The organism is Mesorhizobium sp. WSM4836 (assembly GCF_055811815.1).
This window is the reverse complement of sequence record NZ_JBVVQF010000037.1, coordinates 12,768-33,314: the sequence shown is the minus strand read 5'-3', so window position 1 is coordinate 33,314 and position 20,547 is coordinate 12,768. Positions and strand designations below refer to the sequence as shown.

General features: G+C 63.8%; 18 protein-coding genes and 1 riboswitch. Of the genes, 11 read left to right on the top strand and 7 right to left on the bottom strand.

Going from position 1 to position 20,547, the window contains the following annotated elements; all coding sequences use genetic code 11:
• The first annotated feature begins 165 nt into the window (after positions 1–165).
• From AC0L2P_RS29520 to AC0L2P_RS29495, 6 genes are all read left to right on the top strand, one after another.
• The gene (locus AC0L2P_RS29520; RefSeq protein ID WP_473506434.1) at positions 166–1,350 is read left to right on the top strand and encodes an acetyl-CoA C-acetyltransferase; all 1,185 of its coding nucleotides are present in this window, start codon (positions 166–168) and stop codon (positions 1,348–1,350) included.
• 106 nt (positions 1,351–1,456) lie between these two features.
• A complete protein-coding gene (gene phbB, locus AC0L2P_RS29515; protein WP_473506432.1) occupies positions 1,457–2,182 on the top strand; it encodes an acetoacetyl-CoA reductase in 726 nt (241 codons plus the stop codon).
• A 726-nt stretch (positions 2,183–2,908) separates the two neighbouring features.
• On the top strand, positions 2,909–6,316 hold the full coding sequence (locus tag AC0L2P_RS29510) for a helicase-related protein (RefSeq protein WP_473506430.1): 3,408 nt from the start codon (positions 2,909–2,911) through the stop codon (positions 6,314–6,316).
• Positions 6,317–6,328: 12 nt separating this feature from the next.
• On the top strand, positions 6,329–6,715 hold the full coding sequence (locus AC0L2P_RS29505) for an RNA-binding S4 domain-containing protein (protein WP_473506428.1): 387 nt from the start codon (positions 6,329–6,331) through the stop codon (positions 6,713–6,715).
• A gap of 148 nt (positions 6,716–6,863) precedes the next feature.
• Complete coding sequence (fdxA, locus tag AC0L2P_RS29500) at positions 6,864–7,202, top strand: ferredoxin FdxA (RefSeq protein WP_473506426.1); 339 nt, start codon at positions 6,864–6,866, stop codon at positions 7,200–7,202.
• 368 nt (positions 7,203–7,570) lie between these two features.
• Positions 7,571–8,152 (top strand): CarD family transcriptional regulator, encoded by a 582-nt coding sequence (locus tag AC0L2P_RS29495; RefSeq protein WP_006327799.1) that lies wholly within the window; start codon positions 7,571–7,573, stop codon positions 8,150–8,152.
• A gap of 70 nt (positions 8,153–8,222) precedes the next feature.
• Here AC0L2P_RS29495 and AC0L2P_RS29490 read toward each other — a convergent pair whose 3' ends face one another.
• The 3 genes from AC0L2P_RS29490 to AC0L2P_RS29480 form a co-directional block, all read right to left on the bottom strand.
• A complete protein-coding gene (locus tag AC0L2P_RS29490) occupies positions 8,223–8,996 on the bottom strand; it encodes an amino acid ABC transporter ATP-binding protein (protein WP_473506424.1) in 774 nt (257 codons plus the stop codon).
• Positions 8,993–9,673: an ABC transporter permease subunit gene (locus tag AC0L2P_RS29485; RefSeq protein WP_473506422.1), complete on the bottom strand. Its 681-nt coding sequence runs from the start codon at positions 9,671–9,673 to the stop codon at positions 8,993–8,995. The genes AC0L2P_RS29490 and AC0L2P_RS29485 overlap by 4 nt, the downstream gene beginning before the upstream one ends.
• 121 nt (positions 9,674–9,794) lie before the next feature.
• Positions 9,795–10,568 carry an amino acid ABC transporter substrate-binding protein gene (locus AC0L2P_RS29480; RefSeq protein WP_473506421.1) on the bottom strand — a complete coding sequence of 258 codons (774 nt, stop codon included), beginning with the start codon at positions 10,566–10,568 and terminating at the stop codon, positions 9,795–9,797.
• Positions 10,569–10,895: 327 nt separating this feature from the next.
• On the opposite strand from AC0L2P_RS29480, the gene AC0L2P_RS29475 reads away from it, so the two are divergent.
• On the top strand, positions 10,896–11,753 hold the full coding sequence (locus tag AC0L2P_RS29475) for an RNA polymerase factor sigma-32 (protein ID WP_473506419.1): 858 nt from the start codon (positions 10,896–10,898) through the stop codon (positions 11,751–11,753).
• A 10-nt stretch (positions 11,754–11,763) separates the two neighbouring features.
• Here AC0L2P_RS29475 and AC0L2P_RS29470 read toward each other — a convergent pair whose 3' ends face one another.
• From AC0L2P_RS29470 to thiB, 4 genes are all read right to left on the bottom strand, one after another.
• Positions 11,764–13,233 (bottom strand): M48 family metalloprotease, encoded by a 1,470-nt coding sequence (locus AC0L2P_RS29470; RefSeq protein WP_473506452.1) that lies wholly within the window; start codon positions 13,231–13,233, stop codon positions 11,764–11,766.
• Between the two features lie 254 nt (positions 13,234–13,487).
• Positions 13,488–14,279, bottom strand: a complete 792-nt coding sequence (thiQ, locus tag AC0L2P_RS29465; RefSeq protein WP_473506417.1) for a thiamine ABC transporter ATP-binding protein — start codon at positions 14,277–14,279, stop codon at positions 13,488–13,490.
• Positions 14,276–15,895 (bottom strand): thiamine/thiamine pyrophosphate ABC transporter permease, encoded by a 1,620-nt coding sequence (gene thiP, locus AC0L2P_RS29460; protein WP_473506415.1) that lies wholly within the window; start codon positions 15,893–15,895, stop codon positions 14,276–14,278. The genes thiQ and thiP overlap by 4 nt, the downstream gene beginning before the upstream one ends.
• A gap of 255 nt (positions 15,896–16,150) precedes the next feature.
• Complete coding sequence (gene thiB / locus AC0L2P_RS29455) at positions 16,151–17,164, bottom strand: thiamine ABC transporter substrate binding subunit (protein ID WP_473506413.1); 1,014 nt, start codon at positions 17,162–17,164, stop codon at positions 16,151–16,153.
• 43 nt (positions 17,165–17,207) lie between these two features.
• Positions 17,208–17,322, bottom strand: a riboswitch (TPP riboswitch).
• Between the two features lie 115 nt (positions 17,323–17,437).
• Between thiB and AC0L2P_RS29450 the strand changes: the two genes are divergently transcribed.
• From AC0L2P_RS29450 to AC0L2P_RS29435, 4 genes are all read left to right on the top strand, one after another.
• On the top strand, positions 17,438–18,082 hold the full coding sequence (locus AC0L2P_RS29450) for a thiamine diphosphokinase (protein WP_473506411.1): 645 nt from the start codon (positions 17,438–17,440) through the stop codon (positions 18,080–18,082).
• Position 18,083: 1 nt separating this feature from the next.
• Positions 18,084–19,904: an ABC-F family ATP-binding cassette domain-containing protein gene (locus tag AC0L2P_RS29445; protein ID WP_473506409.1), complete on the top strand. Its 1,821-nt coding sequence runs from the start codon at positions 18,084–18,086 to the stop codon at positions 19,902–19,904.
• 76 nt (positions 19,905–19,980) lie between these two features.
• On the top strand, positions 19,981–20,223 hold the full coding sequence (locus AC0L2P_RS29440; protein ID WP_473506450.1) for a type II toxin-antitoxin system CcdA family antitoxin: 243 nt from the start codon (positions 19,981–19,983) through the stop codon (positions 20,221–20,223).
• The gene (locus tag AC0L2P_RS29435) at positions 20,223–20,522 is read left to right on the top strand and encodes a CcdB family protein (RefSeq protein WP_473506408.1); all 300 of its coding nucleotides are present in this window, start codon (positions 20,223–20,225) and stop codon (positions 20,520–20,522) included. Before AC0L2P_RS29440 ends, AC0L2P_RS29435 begins: the two co-directional genes overlap by 1 nt.
• Positions 20,523–20,547 lie beyond the last annotated feature (25 nt).

The following is a 20,547-nucleotide window of genomic DNA, read 5'->3' as shown; positions in this document are numbered from 1 at the left end:
ACATTTTATGCTGCGCAGCACGGACGGGCCGCCGTTGCAGCGACGGGCGGCCTGCTTGCGACGGAGCAACGCCATGCCCATTTCGGGTTTGACTCGGATTGTGGAAAGGGCAAGAAAAGTCCCCAACGGCACCCGAAATCGTTTCCCGCAAGCCTGGAGAAGAACATGTCCGCTTCCAACGCCATCGTTGTCGCCAGTGCGGCGCGCACGCCCGTCGGCTCCTTCAACGGCGCCTTCGCCAACACGCCAGCCCATGAACTGGGTGCCGTCGCCGTCAGGGAAGCGCTGGTCCGTGCCGGCGTCGACGGCAAGGAGGTGGACGAGGTCATTCTCGGCCAGATCCTGACCGCGGCTCAAGGGCAGAACCCGGCGCGGCAGGCGGCAATGGCCGCCGGCGTGCCGCAGGAGGCGACCTCCTGGGGCCTCAACCAGCTCTGCGGCTCGGGCCTGCGTGCCATCGCGCTCGGCATGCAACAGATCGCCCAGGGCGACGCAAAAATCATCATTGCCGGCGGCCAGGAATCGATGTCGATGGCTCCGCACGCGCAGCATTTGCGCGGTGGCGTCAAGATGGGCGACTTCAAGCTGATCGACACCATGATCAAGGACGGTCTGACCGATGCCTTCTATGGCTATCACATGGGCAACACCGCGGAGAACGTCGCCCGCCAGTTCCAGATCACCCGCGACGACCAGGACCAATTCGCACTGGCTTCCCAGAACAAGGCCGAGGCCGCGCAGAAAGCCGGAAAATTCAATGACGAGATCGTTGCCTTCACCGTCAAGGGCAGGAAGGGCGACACAGTCGTCGACCAGGATGAATACATCCGCCATGGCGCGACAATCGAGGCCATGACCAAGCTCAAGCCCGCCTTCGACAAGGAAGGCACGGTGACTGCTGCCAATGCCTCCGGCATCAACGACGGCGCCGCCGCCGTGGTGCTGATGACCGAAACGGAAGCCGCAAGGCGCGGTATCACGCCGCTGGTGCGTATCGTTTCCTGGGCGACCGCCGGTGTCGACCCGCAGATCATGGGGACGGGACCGATCCCCTCCTCGCGCAAGGCGCTGGCCAAGGCCGGCTGGTCGGTCGGCGACCTCGATTTGGTCGAAGCCAACGAAGCCTTCGCCGCGCAGGCCTGCGCCGTCAACAAGGACATGGGCTGGGACCCGGCCACCGTCAACGTCAATGGCGGCGCCATCGCCATCGGCCACCCGGTCGGCGCCTCGGGCGCCCGCATCTTCAACACGCTGGTCTACGAGATGCGCCGCAGAAGTGCCAAGAAAGGTCTTGCGACGCTGTGCATCGGCGGCGGTATGGGTGTTGCCATGTGCGTGGAAGCATTGTGATGAGATAAGCGATACGAATAGGATGCTGGCGCAAAGCGAGTAGGGAGTAGAGGGCAAACCCCACCGCTTCAACGCTCAGTCATCTGCATTTCCGGGAGGAGGACACATGACAAAAGTTGCAATCGTCACAGGCGGGTCGCGCGGCATCGGCGCGGCGATATCGGTCGCCTTGAAAAGCGCCGGCTATTCGGTGGCCGCAAACTACGCCGGCAATGACGAAGCGGCGGCAAAGTTCAAGGCCGCGACCGGCATCCCAGTCTACAAATGGTCGGTCGCCGACTACGAAGCCTGCGCCGCCGGCATCAAACAGATAGAGGCCGATCTCGGTCCCGTCTCGGTGCTGGTCAACAATGCCGGCATCACTCGCGACGCGATGTTCCACAAGATGACGCGCGAGCAATGGAAGGAGGTCCTCGACACCAACCTTTCCGGCGTCTTCAACATGACGCATCCGTTGTGGGGCGGCATGCGCGACCGCAAGTTCGGTCGCATCATCACCATCTCCTCGATCAACGGCCAGAAAGGCCAGGCCGGCCAGGTCAATTATTCGGCCTCGAAGGCCGGCGACATCGGCTTCACCAAGGCACTGGCCCAGGAAGGCGCGCGCGCCGGCATCACCGTCAACGTCATCTGCCCCGGCTATATCGCCACCGAGATGGTCAAGGCGATAGACGAGAAGGTGCTCAACGAGCGCGTCATCCCGCAGATCCCGGTCGGCCGTCTCGGCGAGCCGGACGAGATCGCGCGCTGCGTCGTCTTCCTCGCTTCCGACGATGCCGGTTTCATCACCGGCTCGACCATCAGTGCTAATGGCGGCCAGTACATCGCCTGATGATTTATCTTTACGTTAAGACAGATACGCGCTGAACGAACGGGCCTGTAAAACGGCCCGTTTCAATTGGCAGCGTTTCCTCCGCAAGTCATCGGAGCGCTGGCCCAATCCGGCACGTAAAGGTTAACGGCATCTGCGCAACTTGTGCACAACCTGTCCCGCAGCCTGTGGATTCTCGGTGGAAAAGCTGTTCACAACACAACATGGTGTGGTGAACAAACCGAGAAACTTCGGCTATCTCTGATTCGTCGCCGATTCGTTCCGGCTTTGAGCAGAACGTTAACGGCGAGAGCTGAAAACACCCTCGAAATGATTAAAGCGCATTAGGAAACATCAATAATTTCATAATGTTGGACGACGCATATTCGCCGGCAACGATCATTCACCGGCAAAGGTTAACGGCGGTGCTGGCTTGGATGCCGCTTGCATGAATCGGGCCAGTTTCCGGGATTCAGCATGTGGTGAGACTCGCCGGCAGAAAACCCAGATGTAGCCGTGAACAAACCCTGAATCAGCGCGAGTCAGTGATTCGTCGCTGATTCGTTCCAGACTCGTTCCAACTGTTAATCGGGAACAGATTTTCTGGCTTTGAAGCGAGCAATCGGCCTGCCCTTGGCACATTCCGCTTTCGCTTCGCGCCCGAAGTCCCTATGTCTCGCCTGTCATACGCGGCCAATATGGGCGCGCTCCCGACAATGCGAGGCAGAGAGCCTTATTTCCAGGCCGATGAACATCCATCCGAAACACACTGAACCGCTGATCCTGTCGGGTCGAGACGTGACGGCCGTGCTCGGCCCGACCAACACCGGCAAGACCCATCTCGCCATCGAACGCATGGTGGCGCACGAAAGCGGCGTCATCGGCCTGCCGCTCAGGCTGCTTGCCCGCGAGGTCTATACGCGCGTCTGCGAAAAGGTCGGCGCCCATAAGGTGGCGCTCATCACCGGCGAGGAAAAGATCCAGCCGGCGGGCGCGAAATACTCGGTCTGCACCGTGGAAGCGATGCCGCGCGAGACCGACGCCGCCTTCGTTGCCATCGACGAGGTCCAGCTCGCCGGCGATCTCGAACGCGGCCACATCTTCACCGATCGCATCCTGCATCTGCGCGGCCGCCAGGAGACGCTGCTGCTGGGCGCGGCCACCATGCACGGCATCCTGCAGCGCCTGTTGCGGGGCGTGTCGGTGGTGACCCGGCCGCGCCTATCACATCTTGCCTATGCCGGCTCGAAGAAGCTGACGCGCCTGCCGCGGCGCACAGCGATCGTCGCGTTCTCGGCCGACGAGGTCTATGCCATCGCCGAGCTGATCCGCCGCCAGCAGGGCGGTGCCGCCGTCGTGCTCGGCGCGCTCAGCCCGCGCACCCGCAACGCCCAGGTGGCGCTGTTCCAGTCGGGCGACGTCGACTATCTCGTCGCCACCGACGCCATCGGCATGGGCCTCAACCTCGACCTCGACCACGTCGCCTTCGCCCAGAATCGCAAATTCGACGGCTACCAGTACCGCAACCTGACGGCGGCCGAGCTCGGCCAGATTGCCGGCCGCGCCGGCCGGCATCTGCGCGACGGCACCTTCGGGGTCACCGGCCAGGTCGATCCGCTGGATGAGGAATTGGTCAAGAAGATCGAGGCGCATGATTTCGACCCGGTGAAAGTGCTGCAGTGGCGCACAGCGCATTTCGATTTCGCCAACCTCGATGCACTGAAGCGCTCAATCGAGACCAACGCCCCGGTCGAAGGCCTGACGCGAGCACTGCCGGCAGTAGACGCGCAGGCGCTCGAGCATCTGTCGCGCGACGAGGACGTCCGGGCACTCACCACCGATGCCAGACGCGTGGCGCTGCTGTGGGAAGCCTGCGCGCTGCCCGACTACAGGAAGATCGCGCCGGCCCAGCACGCCGACTTGATCGCCTCCATCTACATGGACCTTGCCAGGCACGGCCACGTCGACGAGAACTACATGGCCGAGCAGGTGCGCCGTGCCGACACCACCGAAGGCGACATCGACACGCTGTCGCACAGGATTGCCCAGATCCGCACATGGACCTTCGTTTCCAACCGGCCCGGCTGGCTGGCCGATCGGGCACACTGGCAGGAAAAGACGCGCGAAATCGAAGACAGATTGTCTGATGCGCTGCATGAGCGGTTGACGAAACGTTTTGTAGACCGCAGGACTTCCGTCCTCATGCGGCGCCTTAGAGAAAACACGATGCCTGAAGCCGAAATCAGCCCAACCGGAACCGTCCTCGTCGAAGGCCATCACGTCGGCGAGTTGCAGGGTTTCCGCTTCACCGCCGACCAGAGCGCCGGCGGCGAGGACGCCAAGGCGGTGCGGGCGGCGGCGCAGAAGGCGCTTGCCGCCGAGTTCGAGGCGCGGGCCGAGCGCTTCGGCGCCTCGGCCAACGGCGACATCGCGCTGGGTTCGGATGGCACGCTGCGCTGGATCGGCGCCCCGATCGGCACACTGGTCGCCGGCGAAGACGCTTTGAAGCCGCGTCTCGTTCTGCTCGCCGACGAGCAACTCACCGGCCCGGCCCGCGACAAGGTTGCGGCGCGTGCCGAGCGCTTCGTCAACTTCCAGATCGAATCCCTGCTGAAGCCGCTGGTCGATCTCAAGAATGCCGAGCAGATCACCGGCATTGGCCGCGGCATCGCTTTCCAGCTCGTCGAGCATTTCGGCCTCATCAACCGTCGCGACATCGCCGACGAGATGAAGTCGCTCGACCAGGAAGGCCGCGCGGCGCTTCGCCGTCTCGGCGTGCGCTTCGGCGCCTATCATGTCTTCGTGCCGGCGCTGATCAAACCGGCGCCGGCCGGGTTGATAACGCTGCTGTGGGCGCTGAGAAATGACGGCAAGGACAAGCCCGGCTTCGGCGACGTCGTTCACGCACTGGCCTCCGGCCGTACCTCGGTGGTCATCGATCCGACCTTCGACAAGAGTTTCTACAAGCTGGCGGGCTATCGCAATCTTGGCCGGCGTGCTGTACGCGTCGATATTCTCGAGCGGCTGGCCGACCTCATCCGGCCGGCGACCAACTGGAAGCCGGGCCTCGGGCCTCGCCCCGACGGCGCCTATGACGGCCAGTCCTTCATGGTGACGCCGCCGATGATGTCGATCCTCGGCGCCACCGCCGACGACATGGAAGAAATCTTGAAGGGGCTCGGCTATCGCGCCGATGCCAAGCCGGCGGCCGAGGTCAAGGCGCGGCTCGAAGCACAGGACAATGCCGCGCGTGAAGCTGCCGCTGCAAAGCAGGCGGCGGAAGAGGCTGCGCGAGCCGAGCAGGCGAGGATGGCGGAAGCATCTGCCGCGGCAGAGCCGCCGGCCGAGATTTCCGAGCCAGTGCCGGATGCGGCCCCGGTTGCGGAGGCGGCGGCCGAAGCCGCGACCGAAGTGGCGGCAGAGCCTGTCGCGGAAGCTCCAGCCCCTGAAGCTGCGGCGGAAGTCACGCAAGAGACCCGGCCCGCCGCCGAGATGGCTGCTGAAGCGCCTGCAGAACCAGCGGCTGAGCCAAAGGCGGGTCGTGGGGAGGAAACTGAGGCTAAGGCACCGGCAGAGCCGCCGGTTTCCGAAACTATGGAAGCATCGCCGGCCGAACCTGCAACGACGGCGGAAGCCGTTGCCGGCGAAGCTGCCCCAGAGGCGGAGGAGCCAAAACCCATCCTGTTGTGGCGGCAGGGTCGTTTCGACCAGCGCCCGCGTCATCGCCAACATGACAAACGCCCCCGGGACAATCATCGGGACAGTCGCGCGCGTAATGGTCAAGCTGCGCCTGGCGGCCGCAGCGATGCGCCGGTGGATGCCGGCGGGCAACCAACGCCGGGCGACCGGCCCGCCCGTCAGGGACGCCACGACCAGCGTGACGGCGCCGGCAAGCCGCGCTTCGACCGCAGCAAGTTCAAGCCCAGGCCGCAAGGCGAGGCGGCAGAGCAGCGCGCCGGCAAGCCGCAAGGCGAACGCCCCGACGGGCGCGAAAACCGGCCCGACTGGAAGGCTGGCCGGCAGGACGGCAAAGGCGGCGCGCAAGGTGCAAAGCCCGCCTTCCAGCCAAAGCCGCGTGAGGAACGCCCGGTCCGCTTCGATCCGGACTCGCCCTTCGCCAAGCTCGCCGCGTTGCGCGACCAGCTGAAGAAGTAAGCTGCTCGTCCGATGGTCACTGATGCCCGCCAGCGCATCGACAAGTGGCTGTTCTTCTCGCGCGCGGTAAAATCGCGCACGCTGGCAGCCAAGTTGGTCGTCGCTGGACGCGTGCGCATCAATCGCGACAAAGCAGCGCAGGCCTCCGATACGGTCCGGCCGGGCGATGTTTTGACCATCACGCTGGAGCGGCGGATCTTCGTCTGGAAAGTCCTTGGCACCGGCCTACGGCGTGGCCCGGCCGAAGAGGCCCGCCTGCTCTACGAGGACATGTCGCCGCCCCCCGCGCCCAAGGGCGAGGCGCTTCCGGATGCGGTACCGCCGTTGCGCGAGGCCGGCAGCGGCCGCCCGACGAAGAAGGAACGCCGCCAGACCGACCACCTGCTCGGCGACGATTGAGCAAGGCCGACCTTCCGCTTTGCCGGCCCTCTGGAATTCCATTCCGGAAACCGCGGCACCGCTGGTAAGAGCCGCCCTTGCCACCAGCGGACAAAGGCGTTACCTCACCAAAAAAGCCGAACAAAATGGGACGTCCCGGAGCCGACCAATGACCTATGTCGTGACCGACAATTGCATAAAATGCAAATACATGGACTGCATCGAGGTCTGTCCGGTCGACTGTTTCTACGAAGGTGAGAACATGCTCGTCATCCACCCGGACGAGTGCATCGATTGCGGCGTCTGCGAACCGGAATGCCCGGCCGACGCGATCAAGCCCGACACCGAGTCGGGCCTCGACAAATGGCTGCAGATCAACACCGAATATGCCGAGAAATGGCCCAACATCACCGCCAAGAAGGAGCCGCCGGCCGACGCTAAAAACTTCGATGGTGAACCCGGCAAGTTCGAGAAATATTTCTCCCCGGAGCCCGGCGAAGGCGATTGACGAGCCTGCCGGCTGCGGCGGCCTGACGCCGCGTAACAGACGTGATACATTAACGGCCTTGACGGGCGGCGACGGCGCATGGCCTTCGCGCGTGCAGCAAAACCTTGATTCTTCCGACTTTTTGTGTTATATCAGCCAAACATGCCGGTGACACAACGTCGATTTATGGCGCAAACGCCCCAAATCACTGAAAGGTGAATTTCTCAATCCGGACCAGAGCGATCTGGGGCAGGCGATCGCGATGTTGCGATTTGCCGGTCCTGGCCTTTCCGGTGAGTTCATCGTTGTGCGGCTAACGACCGGTCACCCCGGTCGCACGAGTTCGGGCCGGCACGATGCCGGTACCACAACAAGGAGTTTAGGGCGTAATGGCAACGATCACCCCGCAGAAGAAGTCCACCGCAGCGCGCCACGGTTTCAAGACCGGCGAGTACATCGTCTATCCGGCGCATGGTGTCGGCCAGATCGTCTCGATCGATGAGCAGGAAGTCGCGGGCCACAAGCTGGAACTGTTCGTCATCGACTTCCAGAAGGACAAGATGCGCCTCAAGGTGCCCGTCGCCAAGGCGACCTCGATCGGCATGCGCAAGCTGTCGGAAGAGGATTATGTCGAGCGCGCGCTAAAGGTCGTGCAGGGCCGCGCCCGCGTCAAGCGCACCATGTGGTCGCGCCGCGCCCAGGAATATGATGCCAAGATCAACTCCGGCGACCTGATCTCGATCTCGGAAGTGGTGCGCGACCTCTATCGCGCCGACAACCAGCCGGAGCAGTCCTATTCCGAGCGTCAGCTCTACGAGGCGGCGCTTGACCGCATGGCCCGCGAGATCGCGGCCGTCAACCGCATGTCGGAGACCGAAGCGGTGCGCCTCATCGAGGTGAACCTCAATAAGGGCCCGAAGCGCGGCGCCAAGGCCGACAACGAGGAAGCCGAGCAGGAAGAAGCTGCCTGAGTTTTTCTCGCCCTCGAATTCAGAAACCCCGGCGCAATGCCGGGTTTTTTGTTTTAAAGCGTGTCGCGATTTAACCTTCGCCACCGCCCTCCCTTTCCGCCTCGTGCTTCAGCGTGGCGATAAACCGCTTGGTCCGCTGGCGTTCCGGGTTGCTGAACAGCACCGCGGCCGGGCCTTGTTCGACGATGTTGCCGGCATCAAGGAACACCACTTCCCGCGCGATCTTCGAGGCGAGCCGCAGATCATGCGTCGCCATCACCATGGTCGTGCCCTCGCTGGCGAGCTTGCCGAGCACGTCGACCACCTCCTGCGCCAGTTCCGGATGGAGTGCCGAAGTCGGCTCGTCGCAGAGCAGGACTTTCGGCGAAGGCGCCAGCGCCCGGGCGATCGCCACGCGCTGCTGCTGGCCGCCTGACAGCGTCGCCGGCCACGCATCGGCCTTGTGCGCCATGCCGACCTTTTCGAGCAGGGCGAGCGCCCGTTCGCGCGCTCTCTCCTTGGGCCATTTCAGCACCGTCACCAGCCCCTCCATGATGTTCTCGATCGCGGTGCGATGCGGAAACAACTGGAAATTCTGGAACACCATGCCGGTCTGCAGCCGCAGTCGCTGGATATCCCTGGTCGAGACCCTGCCGCCGGGGTGGAATTCGAGTGCATCGTCGCCGATCCGCACCGTGCCTGACGTCGGCAGCTCGAGCAGGTTGATACAGCGCAAAAGCGTGCTTTTCCCGCCGCCCGACGGCCCGACCAGAGCCGTGACGCTGCCTTCCTCGATGGTGACGGTCACGCCCTTCAGCACCAAATTGTCGCCGAAACGCTTTTCGATGTTGGTCAGGCCGATCATGCGCGCGCCTCCAGGAAGCCGCCGTAGCGGTTGAGTCGCGTTTCCAGCCGCGCCTGCAAGGCCGACAGCACGGAGCTCATGACCAGATAGAGGGCCGCTGCCTCGACATAGAGGATCAGCGGCTCATAGGTGGTGGCGACGATGCGCTGCGCTGCCTGGAACATCTCCGGCACGGTGATGGCGGCGGCGAGCGAAGTGTCCTTGACCAGCGAGATGAAGGTGTTGGACAGCGGCGGCACGGCGACGCGCCCCGCCTGTGGAAGAATGGTGCGCCGCATTGCCTGGGCCCAGGTCATGCCGATCGAATAGGCCGCTTCCCACTGGCCCTTGGGCACCGAACCGATGACGGCGCGGATGATTTCCGAGGAATATGCGCCAATGTTCAAGGTGAAGCCGATCAGTGCTGCCGGAAAGGCGTCGAGCAGGATGCCGACCGATGGCAGGCCGTAGAAGATAAGGAAAAGTTGCACGAGAAGCGGCGTGCCGCGGAATATCCAGACGTAGAAGCGGACCACGGCGACCAGCGGTTTGGGACCGAACAGCCGGGCAAGCGCCACGACCAGGCCGAGAACAAGACCGAATGCAAACGACAGCAGCGTCAACGGCACGGTGAAGATCAGTGCAGCCCACAGCAGCGTAGGCAGGGATTCCAGCATCAATTGCAGCCAGTGCGGCACGAAGGCTCCTCCTTGCCAGATTGCCGTCGCTCATATCACGCGAAAGCGGCGGGCCGTCAAAGACAGCTCGCCGCGATATGAACGACGCGGGCCGGCATTCGGCCACACGAGAAAAGCCGTTTTACTTCGAAACGTCCTGGCCGAAATAGGTGTCGGCGATTTTCTGGTAAGTGCCGTCGGCCTTGATGTCGGCCAGCGCCTTGTTGATGGCGGCCACCAGTTCCGGATCGCCCTTGCGCACGATGACGCCAGAATAGTCGGCGTTTTCTTCCTGGGCGGCAATCTTCACATTGGCGTCTGGCTTGTGCTTCTTGAAATCGAGGAAGGACAGGCTGTCGTTGATGGTGGCGTCGGCGCGGCCGGTAAGGAGCAACTGGATCGACTGGTCGAACCCATCGGTGCCGACGAGCTCGGCGCCGCTGGTTTCAGCCAGCTTGCCGAAATTCGAAGTCAGCGACTGCGCCGCCTTCTTGCCCTTGAGATCGGCGAAACCTTTGATATCGGTGTTGTCGCCACGCACGATCAGCACAGCCTTGGAGGCGATGTAGGGATCCGAAAAGTCATATTTGGCCTTGCGCGCCTCGGTGATGCCGACCTCGTTGATGACGGCATCGTAGCGGTTGGCATCGAGACCGGCGATCAGCCCGTCCCATTTGCCTTCGAGGAACTGGGCTTTGACGCCGAGGCGCTCGGCGATGGCCCGCGCGATCTCGACGTCGAAGCCGACCAGCGCGCCGGAAGCATCATGATAGGTGAAGGGCGCATAGGTCCCTTCCGTGCCGACCTTGAAGACGCCGGACTGCTTGATGTGGTCGAGATTGCCGCCGGCATGACCGGCGGCGATGGTCAGAAGCTGCAGCGTTCCGGCGACAATGAGCGATGTGAGCCATTTCATTTTTCTGTGATCCCGTCCTTGGCCGATCTCCGGCGTCATTGCGAGTGCCGGAAAATGACAGATGCGCGATGCCGGAATAAGAAATTAAATTTCAAAAATCTCGCGCCCTTGAAATCCCATTCTAACCAGAATCTCCCGGCGCCATCCGGCTGGGTCAAGGCCGGTGGCGAATCGCCTGGAACGGCGCAATCGACATGACAGTCCGGGGGAACATTCCCCCGCATGGCACGTTCTTCGCTGTTGTAGGGCGCGGCGCCGCCATTTCAACCATCGGCGCCAACTCACGATTCTGCGATTGCACCGCAACGCCTGAAGCAGGAGCGCGGCATGATGGAAGACAGTGCAGGACGGACCATGGTTCGCGCGGCGATGAAAGCCCCTTATCTGGAACGTGACGAAGAGCATCTCCTGGCGCTGCGCTGGAAGGAAAACAATGACCAGCACGCGCTGCACCGCATCACCGTCGCGCATATGCGGCTGGTCATTTCCATGGCGTCGCGGTTTCGCCACTACGGCCTTCCGCTGGGCGACCTGATCCAGGAAGGCCATGTCGGACTGCTGGAGGCAGCGGCCCGTTTCGAGCCAGAGCGCGAGGTGCGGTTCTCGACCTATGCGACCTGGTGGATTCGGGCCTCGATGCAGGACTATATCCTGCGCAACTGGTCGATCGTGCGCGGCGGCACCAGCTCCGCGCAAAAGGCGCTGTTCTTCAACCTGCGGCGCCTGCGCGCCCGCCTGGCAAACGGCGCCGAGCAGACGTCGAATGCCACGCTCTACCGCGAAGTGTCGGCGGCTCTCGGGGTATCCGAGGCCGATGTGGCGATGATGGATTCCCGACTTTCGGCGCCCGACAGTTCGCTCAACACGCCGCTTGCCGACGATGCGGGCGCTACAGAGCGGATGGAGTTCCTGGTTTCGGATGACCCGCTGCCCGATGAGGTTGTGAGCGACACGATCGACGTCGAACGCCGCTCTGTCTGGCTGAAGACGGCGCTCGGCGCGCTCAATGCGCGAGAACTCAGGATTATCGAGGAGCGCCGGCTGAGCGACGAGGGCGCGACGCTCGAAGCCCTCGGCGAAACACTCGGCATCTCCAAGGAACGTGTCCGCCAGATCGAGGCGCGCGCCATGGAAAAGCTCAAGGCGGCACTGGTGAAGCAGAACCCGGAATTTCTAGCGGCCTGAATCGCGTCGGCTATTTGTCGGTGACGATCTTGACCTTGTCGCCGGCCGAAACGGCAGCACCCGGCGACAGCGCGTTGAGCACCCTGAACAGATCCAGCTTGCGGTCGACGCCGACCATCTGTGCGGCGAGCGAGCCCATTGTCTGGCCGGCCTGCACCGTGACGATGCGGATACGCAGCGGCTTCAACGCCGCCTTGTCGGCAGCACTCAGGATGCGGAACGAGCCGCTGACCGAGCGCGCCACCGTGCTCAGCGAGGTGCTGGCCGAAGGCGCCGCGGTCAGCAAGCGGTAGACCTGGCCTCCGGCACGGATCACCGCAATGTCGAATTGCCAGCCGTCGGCGCCGGCATGCGCGGTTGCCGCTTCGTTGCCGTTGATCGTCTCCTGGCGCACGCTGCTCTCGTCGAGGCCGGCAACCCAGCCGCTGCGGATGTAGTCGGTCAGCGAGCGGTCCTTGTCCATCGAGACGCCGTCGAAGCGGATTGCGATGTCGCCCGGGCCGGTCGCCGTTACCGCCGCCGCCGAATTGTCGATGATGAAGCCGTTGGGCACCGAGAACGACACGCCGAGGCCAGGATGCAGGAAGGTTTCGCCGCGCACATAGCCTTCCTCCGGCGTGTCGCCGTAAAGCAGCCCGTCTATGCCTGCAAGGAACGATTCGCGATCGCGCGATCCGACACCGGGCGCACCGAACTGGCGGGCGTGGCGCTGCGCGAGATCGATACGCTGCGGCGTGTTGGGGTGCGTCGCCAGGAAGTCGAGGCTGGCGTCGGTGGCGCCGCTGATCGAGCGGAAATCGGTATAGGCCGACATCGACTGCAAGAAGCGGCCGGCGGCGTAAGGGTCGAGGCCGGCTTCGCCGATCGATTTGATGCCGATGGCGTCGGCCTCCAGCTCCTGATTGCGCGAGAATTGGGCCAGCCTAAGCTTGCCGCGGATCAGCGCCGCCTTGGCGGTCGGGTTGTCGCCGAGCACATCCGAAACGACCTTGGTCGCCAACCCCTCCTCGGCTTCCAGCTGCTGGCGCTGCAGACCATGATTGGCCGTAACATGGCCCATCTCATGCGCAATGACGGCGGCAAGCTCGGCTGAATCGTTGGCCAACGCCAGCAGGCCGCGGGTGATGTAGAGATAGCCGCCCGGCAGCGCGAAGGCATTGACGTTGGGCGAGTTGAGAATGGTGATGCGGTAGGTCTGGGTCGGGTTGGCCGACACAACGGTCAGTCTGCCGACGACCTTGGCCACCATGCGCTCGAGCATCGGGTCGGAATACTCGCCGCCATAGGTGGCAAGGATTCGCGGGTGCTGCGCCTTCGCCAGTTGGGCGAGCTTGCTGTTGGCGGCGACATTGTCGACCGTGATCGGCTTGTCGGAGGGCTGGAAGCCCGATTCCTGCACGTCGGGAGGCGTGAACATCTGGCAGCTTGCCAGCGCCACGGCAAGGCTGGCCAGCGCCACAAAGCGCGCCAGCGGCTTCAGCCTCCGATTGTCGATGCCGGTCGGCAGGTCGGCTTCCTTTCAAGTCCTGGCACGTGACCACGAAAATCAGGTGCGATTTCCGAAAAGCATCACGCGCAAAATCAAGTGCTGTGGCGTCCTTCGTGCGTCCGACAGATACGAGGCAGCAAGGGCAAATCACGCTCTAGGGCGGACCAGCTCCTGGCGGACCTAGCCACACTACCTCGACCATGGCAAGCAAGCGCCGCTTCGCCTTCCACCGGTTTGACCATAAATTATGTCCGCTTCCGGGCAACATCTCGTGATCCAGCCGCAAACGGACCCGAGCCGATATAGCGTCGGAATGCATCCGGTCCAGCCCCGACGAAAAAATCAGCGGCGGTGCCGGTCGCAGCAACCGTGCCACCATCCAGGAAAACCATTTTGTGGCCGATACGGCGCGCATCGTCCGGCTGGTGCGTCACGAACAGCACCGTCATGCGCTGCTCTGAATGGACATCGGCCACCAGGTCGAGCATGTCGTCGCGCAGTGCCGGTCCGAGCGAAGCGAACGGCTCGTCGAGCAACAGCACCGGCCGGTCACGCACCAGGACCCGGGCGAGTGCGACGCGCTGGCGCTCGCCGCCGGAGAGTTCGCGCGGCAGCCGGCTTTCCTTGCCGGCAAGGCCGACGCGCTTCAGCGCTGCGGCGATTGCGGCGCGATCAGCCTCGCTCAGTCTGAGCGAAGGCGAGCGGCCGAGCCCGACGTTCTGCTCGACGGAAAGATGGGCAAACAGGTTGTTTTCCTGGAACACCATCGATACCGGCCGCGCTGAGGGCGGCGCATTGCTGACATGGGCGCCGCCGATCAGCACCCGGCCCGACCGCGGCGCCTCGAAACCGGCCACCAGATTGAGCAGCGTCGACTTTCCCGAACCGCTCGGCCCCATGATGGCGGTGATCTCCGAGGCCGGGAAATCGACGTCGAATGTAAGCGGCGTTTCGCCATAGCTGAACGAGACATTGTCGAGCCGCACCGCCGCGCCTTTTTCCACCGAAATGGACCGTTCCGGGCTGATCGGCATCATGATTTCTCCCTCCTTCCCAGCCAGTCCGCGGTCAGCACCAGCGCCAGGCAGACAAGGCCGAGCAGCAGCGCCAGCCCGGCCGCATCCTCGGTGCGGTAACTGCCCATGCGCGCCAGCAGCAGATAGGGCAAAGTCTGCACGGAATCGCTGCCGAACAGCGCAATGACGCCGAGATCGCCGAGCGACAGCGCCATAGCGAAGGCGAAGCCGGTGGCGAGCGGCCGTCGCAGCGACGGCCAGTCGACCAGCCGCAACCGGTTCCAGCCCGAGATGCCAAGCTGTGCACAGAGCCGTTCGTGGCGTTCGCTCGCCGCGTCATAGGCAGGGCGGATGGCGCGGATGGCGAAGGGCATCGCCATCACCGCATTGACCGCCACCACCATGACGGGGGCGATCGCAAAGACATCGCTGACGATGCGCAGGAGCAGGAACCAGCCGGCGCCGATGACGATGGGCGGCACCACGAGGACGAACCCCGCACCGGTATCGGCCAGATGTTCGAGCAGTGTCCGCCGGCCTGTCCGCCGGGTGAGCGCCAGCGCCCGGCGCGCCATGACCAGCGACAGCGATAACGCCAGAGAGAGCAACGCCGACAGGAGGGCGAGCACGGCACTGGTCGCCGTCGCTTGCCGCACCACGTTCTCGCCGGCCAGCCGGCCGAGATCGGCGCCAAGCCCGGCCGCCAGCGTGGCCGCCATCGGCCCGGCGACAAACAGCACCGCCAGCCCGATCACCAGCGCGTTCAGCACGGTCTCGGCCGCACCGGCTGAAAAATACCGGCGCGGCGCCACCTGCAGATTGGCGTCGCCGGTCGTGTTGGCGCCAAGCCGCGTCAGTGCCAGCACGACCACGAAGGTCAGGGCAATCTGCAACAAGGTCAGCGTCACCGCCCGCGCCGGGTCGAAGTCGAAACGCAGCGCCTGGTAGATGGCAACCTCCAGCGTCGTCGCGCTGGGTCCGCCGCCGAGCGTAAGCACGATGGTGAAGGAAGTGATGCACAGCATGAAAACAAGCCCGGCGATGCCCGGCAGGGCCGCGCGCAGCGGCGGCCACTCGATCAGCCGGAAGGCCGGCGCAGCACCCATGCCGAGCTGACTCGCCAGCCGCCATTGGTCGGCCGGCACGGTCTGCAATGCTTCCAGGAACAGCCGCGTTGCCAGCGGCAGGTTGAAAAAGACATGGGCGACGAGGATGCCCGACAGGCCGTAGATGCCGGGCCAGTTCTGACCGCCAAGCGTGCTGAGCATGCCGGCAAAATAGCCGGCGCGGCCATAGAGTGCCAGGACACCGAGTGCGGCAACAATGGCCGGCAGCGCCAGGGGCAGCGCGAAAAGCTGCAGGATGAAGCCTCGCCCGAAAAACTGTGGATGCCGCGACAGGGCACGCGCGACGAACAGCGCCGGCGCGACGGAGAGCAGGGTAGAAAGTACCGCCTGCCAGAGCGTGAAACGGGCGACGCGCAAGAGATAGGAATCGAAAGCGGAGGCGGCGCCGGAAGGGTCGCGTGCGGCTTCGATGGCCAGCCCGGCGAATGCCCCGCCGATCAGCAGCGCGATGGCGGCGAGCGCGACAATGCCGGCGACGACGCGGGAGTCGGGTGATGACGCGCGTTGCACGCTAGACCGCCAGATTCGAGATTCTTAGCGAGGACAGCGTTTCTTCGCGCCCCCCTCTGTCCTGCCCTGTTCGCCAAAGGTTGGCATCTCCCCCACGAGGGGGGAAATTGGTGGTCATTTCGGCCTTAGCCAATCTCCAACGTTGCAGGACTGAGCGAAACGCCGAAGCTGCCAATCTCCCCCCTCGTGGGGGAGATGACCGGGAGGACAAAGGGGGGCGCCGTAGAGCAACCATCTTCGATCAGTCGGCCAATCCTACTTGCTCATCGCCGCAAGCCACTCATCGACCCAGGCCTTACGATTGGCCGCGACCTCTTCCGGACTGAACAGCAACGTCTTGGTCGGCTTGACTAGCTTGTCAAACGCCGGATTGAGCGGCTTGTCGGTTTTGCCGGCCGGGAACATCCAGTTGGTTTCGGGAATGACGTCCTGGAATTTCGGCCCGGTCATGAAGGCGACGAACTTTTCCGCCAGCGGGTTCTTCGCACCCTTGGTGGTGATCCCCGCAACCTCGATCTGCAGATATTCGCCTTCCTCGAAGGACGTTGCCTGGTAGCGCTCGGTATTTTCGGCGACCATGTGGTAGGCCGGCGAGGTGGTATACGACAGCACCATCGGCGCTTCGCCCTTGGTGAACAAGCCGTAGGCCTCGCTCCAGCCCGGCGTCACCGTCAGCACCTTCGGCTTGAGCTTGGCCCAGGCTTCCGGCGCCTTGTCGCCATAGACCGACTTGACCCACAACAGCAGGCCAAGGCCCGGCGTCGAGGTGCGCGGATCCTGGATGACGATCTTGTCGCCGGCATCGCCCTCGACCAATTCCCTGAGGCTCTTCGGCGGGCTCTTCAGTTTTTCGGTATCGTAGACGACGGCGAAATAGCCATAGTCGAACGGCACGAAAATATCGTCGCTCCAGCCGCCTGGCACGCTCACGTCAGACACGGCGCCGTGCGGCGAAAACAGGCCGGTTGCCTTGGCCTCCGCCGTCAAATTGGTATCGAGGCCAAGCACGATATCGGCCTTGGTCGCAGCGCCTTCCAGCTTCACACGGTTGAGCAGCGCAACCCCGTCGGCGACCGAGACGAATTCGACGACGCATCCGCATTCGGCCTCGAAGGCCTTCTTCACTGCCGGCCCCGGACCCCAATCGGCAGTGAAGCTTTCATAAGTATAGACGGTCAGCCTGTCCTGCGCCGATGCCTGCCCGGGCAGGGCGAGCGCGGATGCCGCAAGCAGGACAGTCGAGACAAGAGAGTGGAAAAAACTGCGCATCGGCGCCTCCTTCGTTCGCGTTGAAAGGAATTGAGGCGTCGGGCTGTCCGAAACGTCTAATCCCTCCGCCGGTACAAACCGGATCAGGTTCAGCGGGTTGGCGGTCTTGCCTCTCAGCCGGTCCGCGAAAATCGCGTCCGGCACCCCGTTAGAGCGTTGCGACACATAGGCCCGGCCGAACTGCTGCGCAAGCGGAAGTTTGCCGGGCATCCAAAGCCCAGCCTGCCGTTTGATCTTCCGTTTGTGGGGCAGGGCTGGTAAGGGCCACGAGATATGAGCACATTCACCATCCTGCTTGGCGGCGATCTCATCCGCACGCCGTTGCTCGACCGCCAAGTCGAAGGCTCGCGCGTCATCGCTGCCGATGCCGGCATCGGCCATGCTCGTATGCTGGGCCTGAGGCCGGAACTCTGGGTCGGCGATTTCGATTCGGTGCCTGCCGAGTTGCCGGAGGACCTGGCCGCCGTGCCACGGCAGGTGTTTCCCGCCGAAAAAGACAAGACCGACGGTGAACTCGCTATCGCCGCCGCGCTCGAGCGTGGTGCGACCAGCCTTGTGCTCGCAGGCGCCTTCGGCGGCAAACGCACCGACCACATCTTCCTGCATCTGGCGTTGAGCGTCCGGCTGGCGGAAAGCGGGACGGAAGTGCTTTTGACCAGCGGCGCACAGGAAGGCGTCCCCTTGCTGCCCGGCAAGGCGGGCTTCGACTATGCCGACGGTACACTGTTTTCGGTGCTCGGCTTCTCCGACCTCGCCGGCCTGAGCGTCACCGGCGCCAAATGGCCGCTCGACAATGTCGAGGTTGTGTTCGGCTCGTCGCTGACCATTTCCAACGAGGTCAGGGGCCGGCTGGAAATCGCGCTGGCCAGCGGCCGCGCGCTGCTGCTCGCGCATCCTTTTCCCCTACCTGAAAGCTGATATGGCGCCGCCACTTCTAAATCTCGACGGGATTAAGCTGACCTTCGGCGGCACGCCGCTGCTCGACGGTGCCGCCTTGACGGCCTCGGCTGGCGACAAGATCGCCCTGGTCGGCCGCAACGGCTCGGGCAAATCGACCCTCCTCAAGATTGCCGCCGGGCTGATCGAACCGCAGGACTGCGAAGTCTTCCGCCAGCCTTCGGCGACGGTGCGCTACTTGCCGCAAATGCCCGACATGGAAGATTTTGCGACCGTCCGCGCCTATGTCGAGGCGGGGCTCGGGCCTGCCGACGATCCCTACCGCGCCACCTATCTGATGGAGCATCTCGGCCTGACCGGCGAGGAACGGCCGAACGACCTCTCCGGCGGTGAGGCGAGGCGCGCCGCGCTCGCCCGCGTCATGGCGCCCGAGCCCGACATTCTCCTCCTCGATGAGCCGACCAATCATCTCGACCTCTCGGTTATCGAATGGCTGGAGGAGGAGCTTGCCCGCACCTCCTCGGCACTGGTCGTCATCTCGCATGACCGCCGTTTTCTCGAGCGCGTGTCGCGCGCTACAATCTGGCTCGACCGCGGCCAGACCCGCCGTCTCGACAAGGGCTTTGCCTATTTCGAGGAATGGCGCGACGCCGTGCTGGAGGAGGAAGAGCGCGAGCAGCACAAGCTCGGCCGCCAGATCGTGCGCGAGGAGCACTGGCTGCGCTACGGCGTGACGGCGCGGCGCAAGCGCAACATGCGCCGGCTCGGCGAGTTGCAAACCATGCGCCAGCGTTTTCGTGGTCATCGCGGCGCCGAGGGTACGGCGACGATGACAGCCAGCGACGCCGCCGAATCCGGCAAGCTGGTGATCGAAGCCAGGAACATCGAGAAGAGCTTTGGCGATCTGACCGTGGTCAAGGGATTTTCGATCCGCATCCAGCGCGGCGATCGCGTCGGCCTGGTCGGGCCGAACGGCGCCGGCAAGACGACGCTTTTGAAGATGCTGACCGGCGAACTGAAGCCGGACGCGGGCACGGTGCGGCTCGGCACCAATCTGGAGATCGCCACGCTCGACCAGAAGCGCGAGGCCGTCGACCCGCAGGAGACCTTGGCGCAGTATCTCACCGACGGGCGCGGCGAGAACCTCGTCATCAATGGCGAACAGCGGCATGTCGTCTCCTACATGAAGGACTTCCTGTTCAAGCCGGAACAGGCGCGCACGCCGGTGCGCGAGCTTTCGGGCGGCGAGCGGGCACGGCTGATCCTCGCACGCGTCTTGGCGCGGCCGGCAAACCTGCTTGTGCTCGACGAGCCGACCAACGACCTCGACATGGAGACGCTGGAATTGCTGCAGGAACTGGTCGCCGGTTTTGCCGGCACGGTGATCCTGGTCAGCCACGATCGCGATTTCCTCGACCGCACCGTGACCAGCATCATCGCGCCGGATGGCGACGGCCGCTGGGTCGAATACGCCGGCGGCTATTCCGACATGCTGGCGCAGCGCGGCGGCACCAGGCTGGACGACCGCAAGGCGCGGCCGAAGGCAGAGACCAGCGAAGCGACCGCGGCAAGCAGGAGCGAAGCGGCCGCTCCCAAGGGCCCGGCCAGAAAACTGTCCTTTAAGCAGAAATTCGCGCTGGAAAACTTACCCAAAAAGATCGAGGCGGTGTCGTCCTCGATCTCGCGGCTGGAGAACAACATCGCCGATCCGGCCTATTACGAGCGCGACCCGGCCTCGTTCCAGAAGACGATTGCCGCGCTCGACAAGGAGCGCGTCACACTGGCAGCGCTCGAGGAGGAATGGCTGGAACTCGAGATGCTGCGCGAGGAGATGGAGGGGTAATTCGCGAGCTCAAACACCTTGTCATTGCGACTGGACAGGTGTGCGCATATATTATGCGCATGCTGTGGAGGTGATCATGCGCAAGATAGCTGTGAATGCAGTTCGTCAGCCGGCAAATCTGTCGATCGACTCAAAGCTCATGAAGGAAGCCAAGGGGCTCGATGTGAATGTCTCGCGCGCCGCTGAAGCCGGCATCGCAGAGGCAGTGGCCGCCGAAAAGACGCGGCTGTGGAAGCTTGAGAACCGCGCGACGATAGATGCGTGGAACGAATACGTCGAAAAACATGGTATTCCGCTGGTAGAACATCGCCAATTCTGATGGCGCGCTACGACGTCTTCGCGGGTGGCATTGAAGGCGGCTATCTCCTCGACGTCCAGGCCGATCTGCTCGACCATTTCAAGACCCGGGTGGTCGTCCCGCTACTGCCGGCTGCGATGGCGCCATCACCAATGCGAAAGCTCCATCCCGTTTTCGAGATCAATGGTCGGAAACTGGTCATGGCCACCCATTTGATCGCCACGGTTGCGGCGACGGAACTGGGCGAGAGCCGACTGAATCTGACGAGGCATCACGACGACATCGTGAGCGCACTCGACATGCTGTTCCAAGGCTTCTGAGCCAAAGAGGGCGTTGGGCTGGTGA

Bases quoted from the DNA above. Each gene is read 5' to 3' on its own strand.
- AC0L2P_RS29450 (WP_473506411.1), top strand. From the start codon at position 17,438: ATGAGCACATTCACCATCCTGCTTGGCGGCGATCTCATCCGCACGCCG.
- AC0L2P_RS29440 (WP_473506450.1), top strand. From the start codon at position 19,981: ATGCGCAAGATAGCTGTGAATGCAGTTCGTCAGCCGGCAAATCTGTCG.
- fdxA (WP_473506426.1), top strand. From the start codon at position 6,864: ATGACCTATGTCGTGACCGACAATTGCATAAAATGCAAATACATGGAC.
- AC0L2P_RS29475 (WP_473506419.1), top strand. From the start codon at position 10,896: ATGATGGAAGACAGTGCAGGACGGACCATGGTTCGCGCGGCGATGAAA.
- thiB (WP_473506413.1), bottom strand. From the start codon at position 17,164: ATGCGCAGTTTTTTCCACTCTCTTGTCTCGACTGTCCTGCTTGCGGCA.
- AC0L2P_RS29435 (WP_473506408.1), top strand. From the start codon at position 20,223: ATGGCGCGCTACGACGTCTTCGCGGGTGGCATTGAAGGCGGCTATCTC.
- AC0L2P_RS29520 (WP_473506434.1), top strand. From the start codon at position 166: ATGTCCGCTTCCAACGCCATCGTTGTCGCCAGTGCGGCGCGCACGCCC.
- AC0L2P_RS29505 (WP_473506428.1), top strand. From the start codon at position 6,329: ATGGTCACTGATGCCCGCCAGCGCATCGACAAGTGGCTGTTCTTCTCG.
- AC0L2P_RS29480 (WP_473506421.1), bottom strand. From the start codon at position 10,568: ATGAAATGGCTCACATCGCTCATTGTCGCCGGAACGCTGCAGCTTCTG.
- thiQ (WP_473506417.1), bottom strand. From the start codon at position 14,279: ATGATGCCGATCAGCCCGGAACGGTCCATTTCGGTGGAAAAAGGCGCG.
- AC0L2P_RS29510 (WP_473506430.1), top strand. From the start codon at position 2,909: ATGAACATCCATCCGAAACACACTGAACCGCTGATCCTGTCGGGTCGA.
- AC0L2P_RS29445 (WP_473506409.1), top strand. From the start codon at position 18,084: ATGGCGCCGCCACTTCTAAATCTCGACGGGATTAAGCTGACCTTCGGC.
- AC0L2P_RS29490 (WP_473506424.1), bottom strand. From the start codon at position 8,996: ATGATCGGCCTGACCAACATCGAAAAGCGTTTCGGCGACAATTTGGTG.
- phbB (WP_473506432.1), top strand. From the start codon at position 1,457: ATGACAAAAGTTGCAATCGTCACAGGCGGGTCGCGCGGCATCGGCGCG.
- AC0L2P_RS29495 (WP_006327799.1), top strand. From the start codon at position 7,571: ATGGCAACGATCACCCCGCAGAAGAAGTCCACCGCAGCGCGCCACGGT.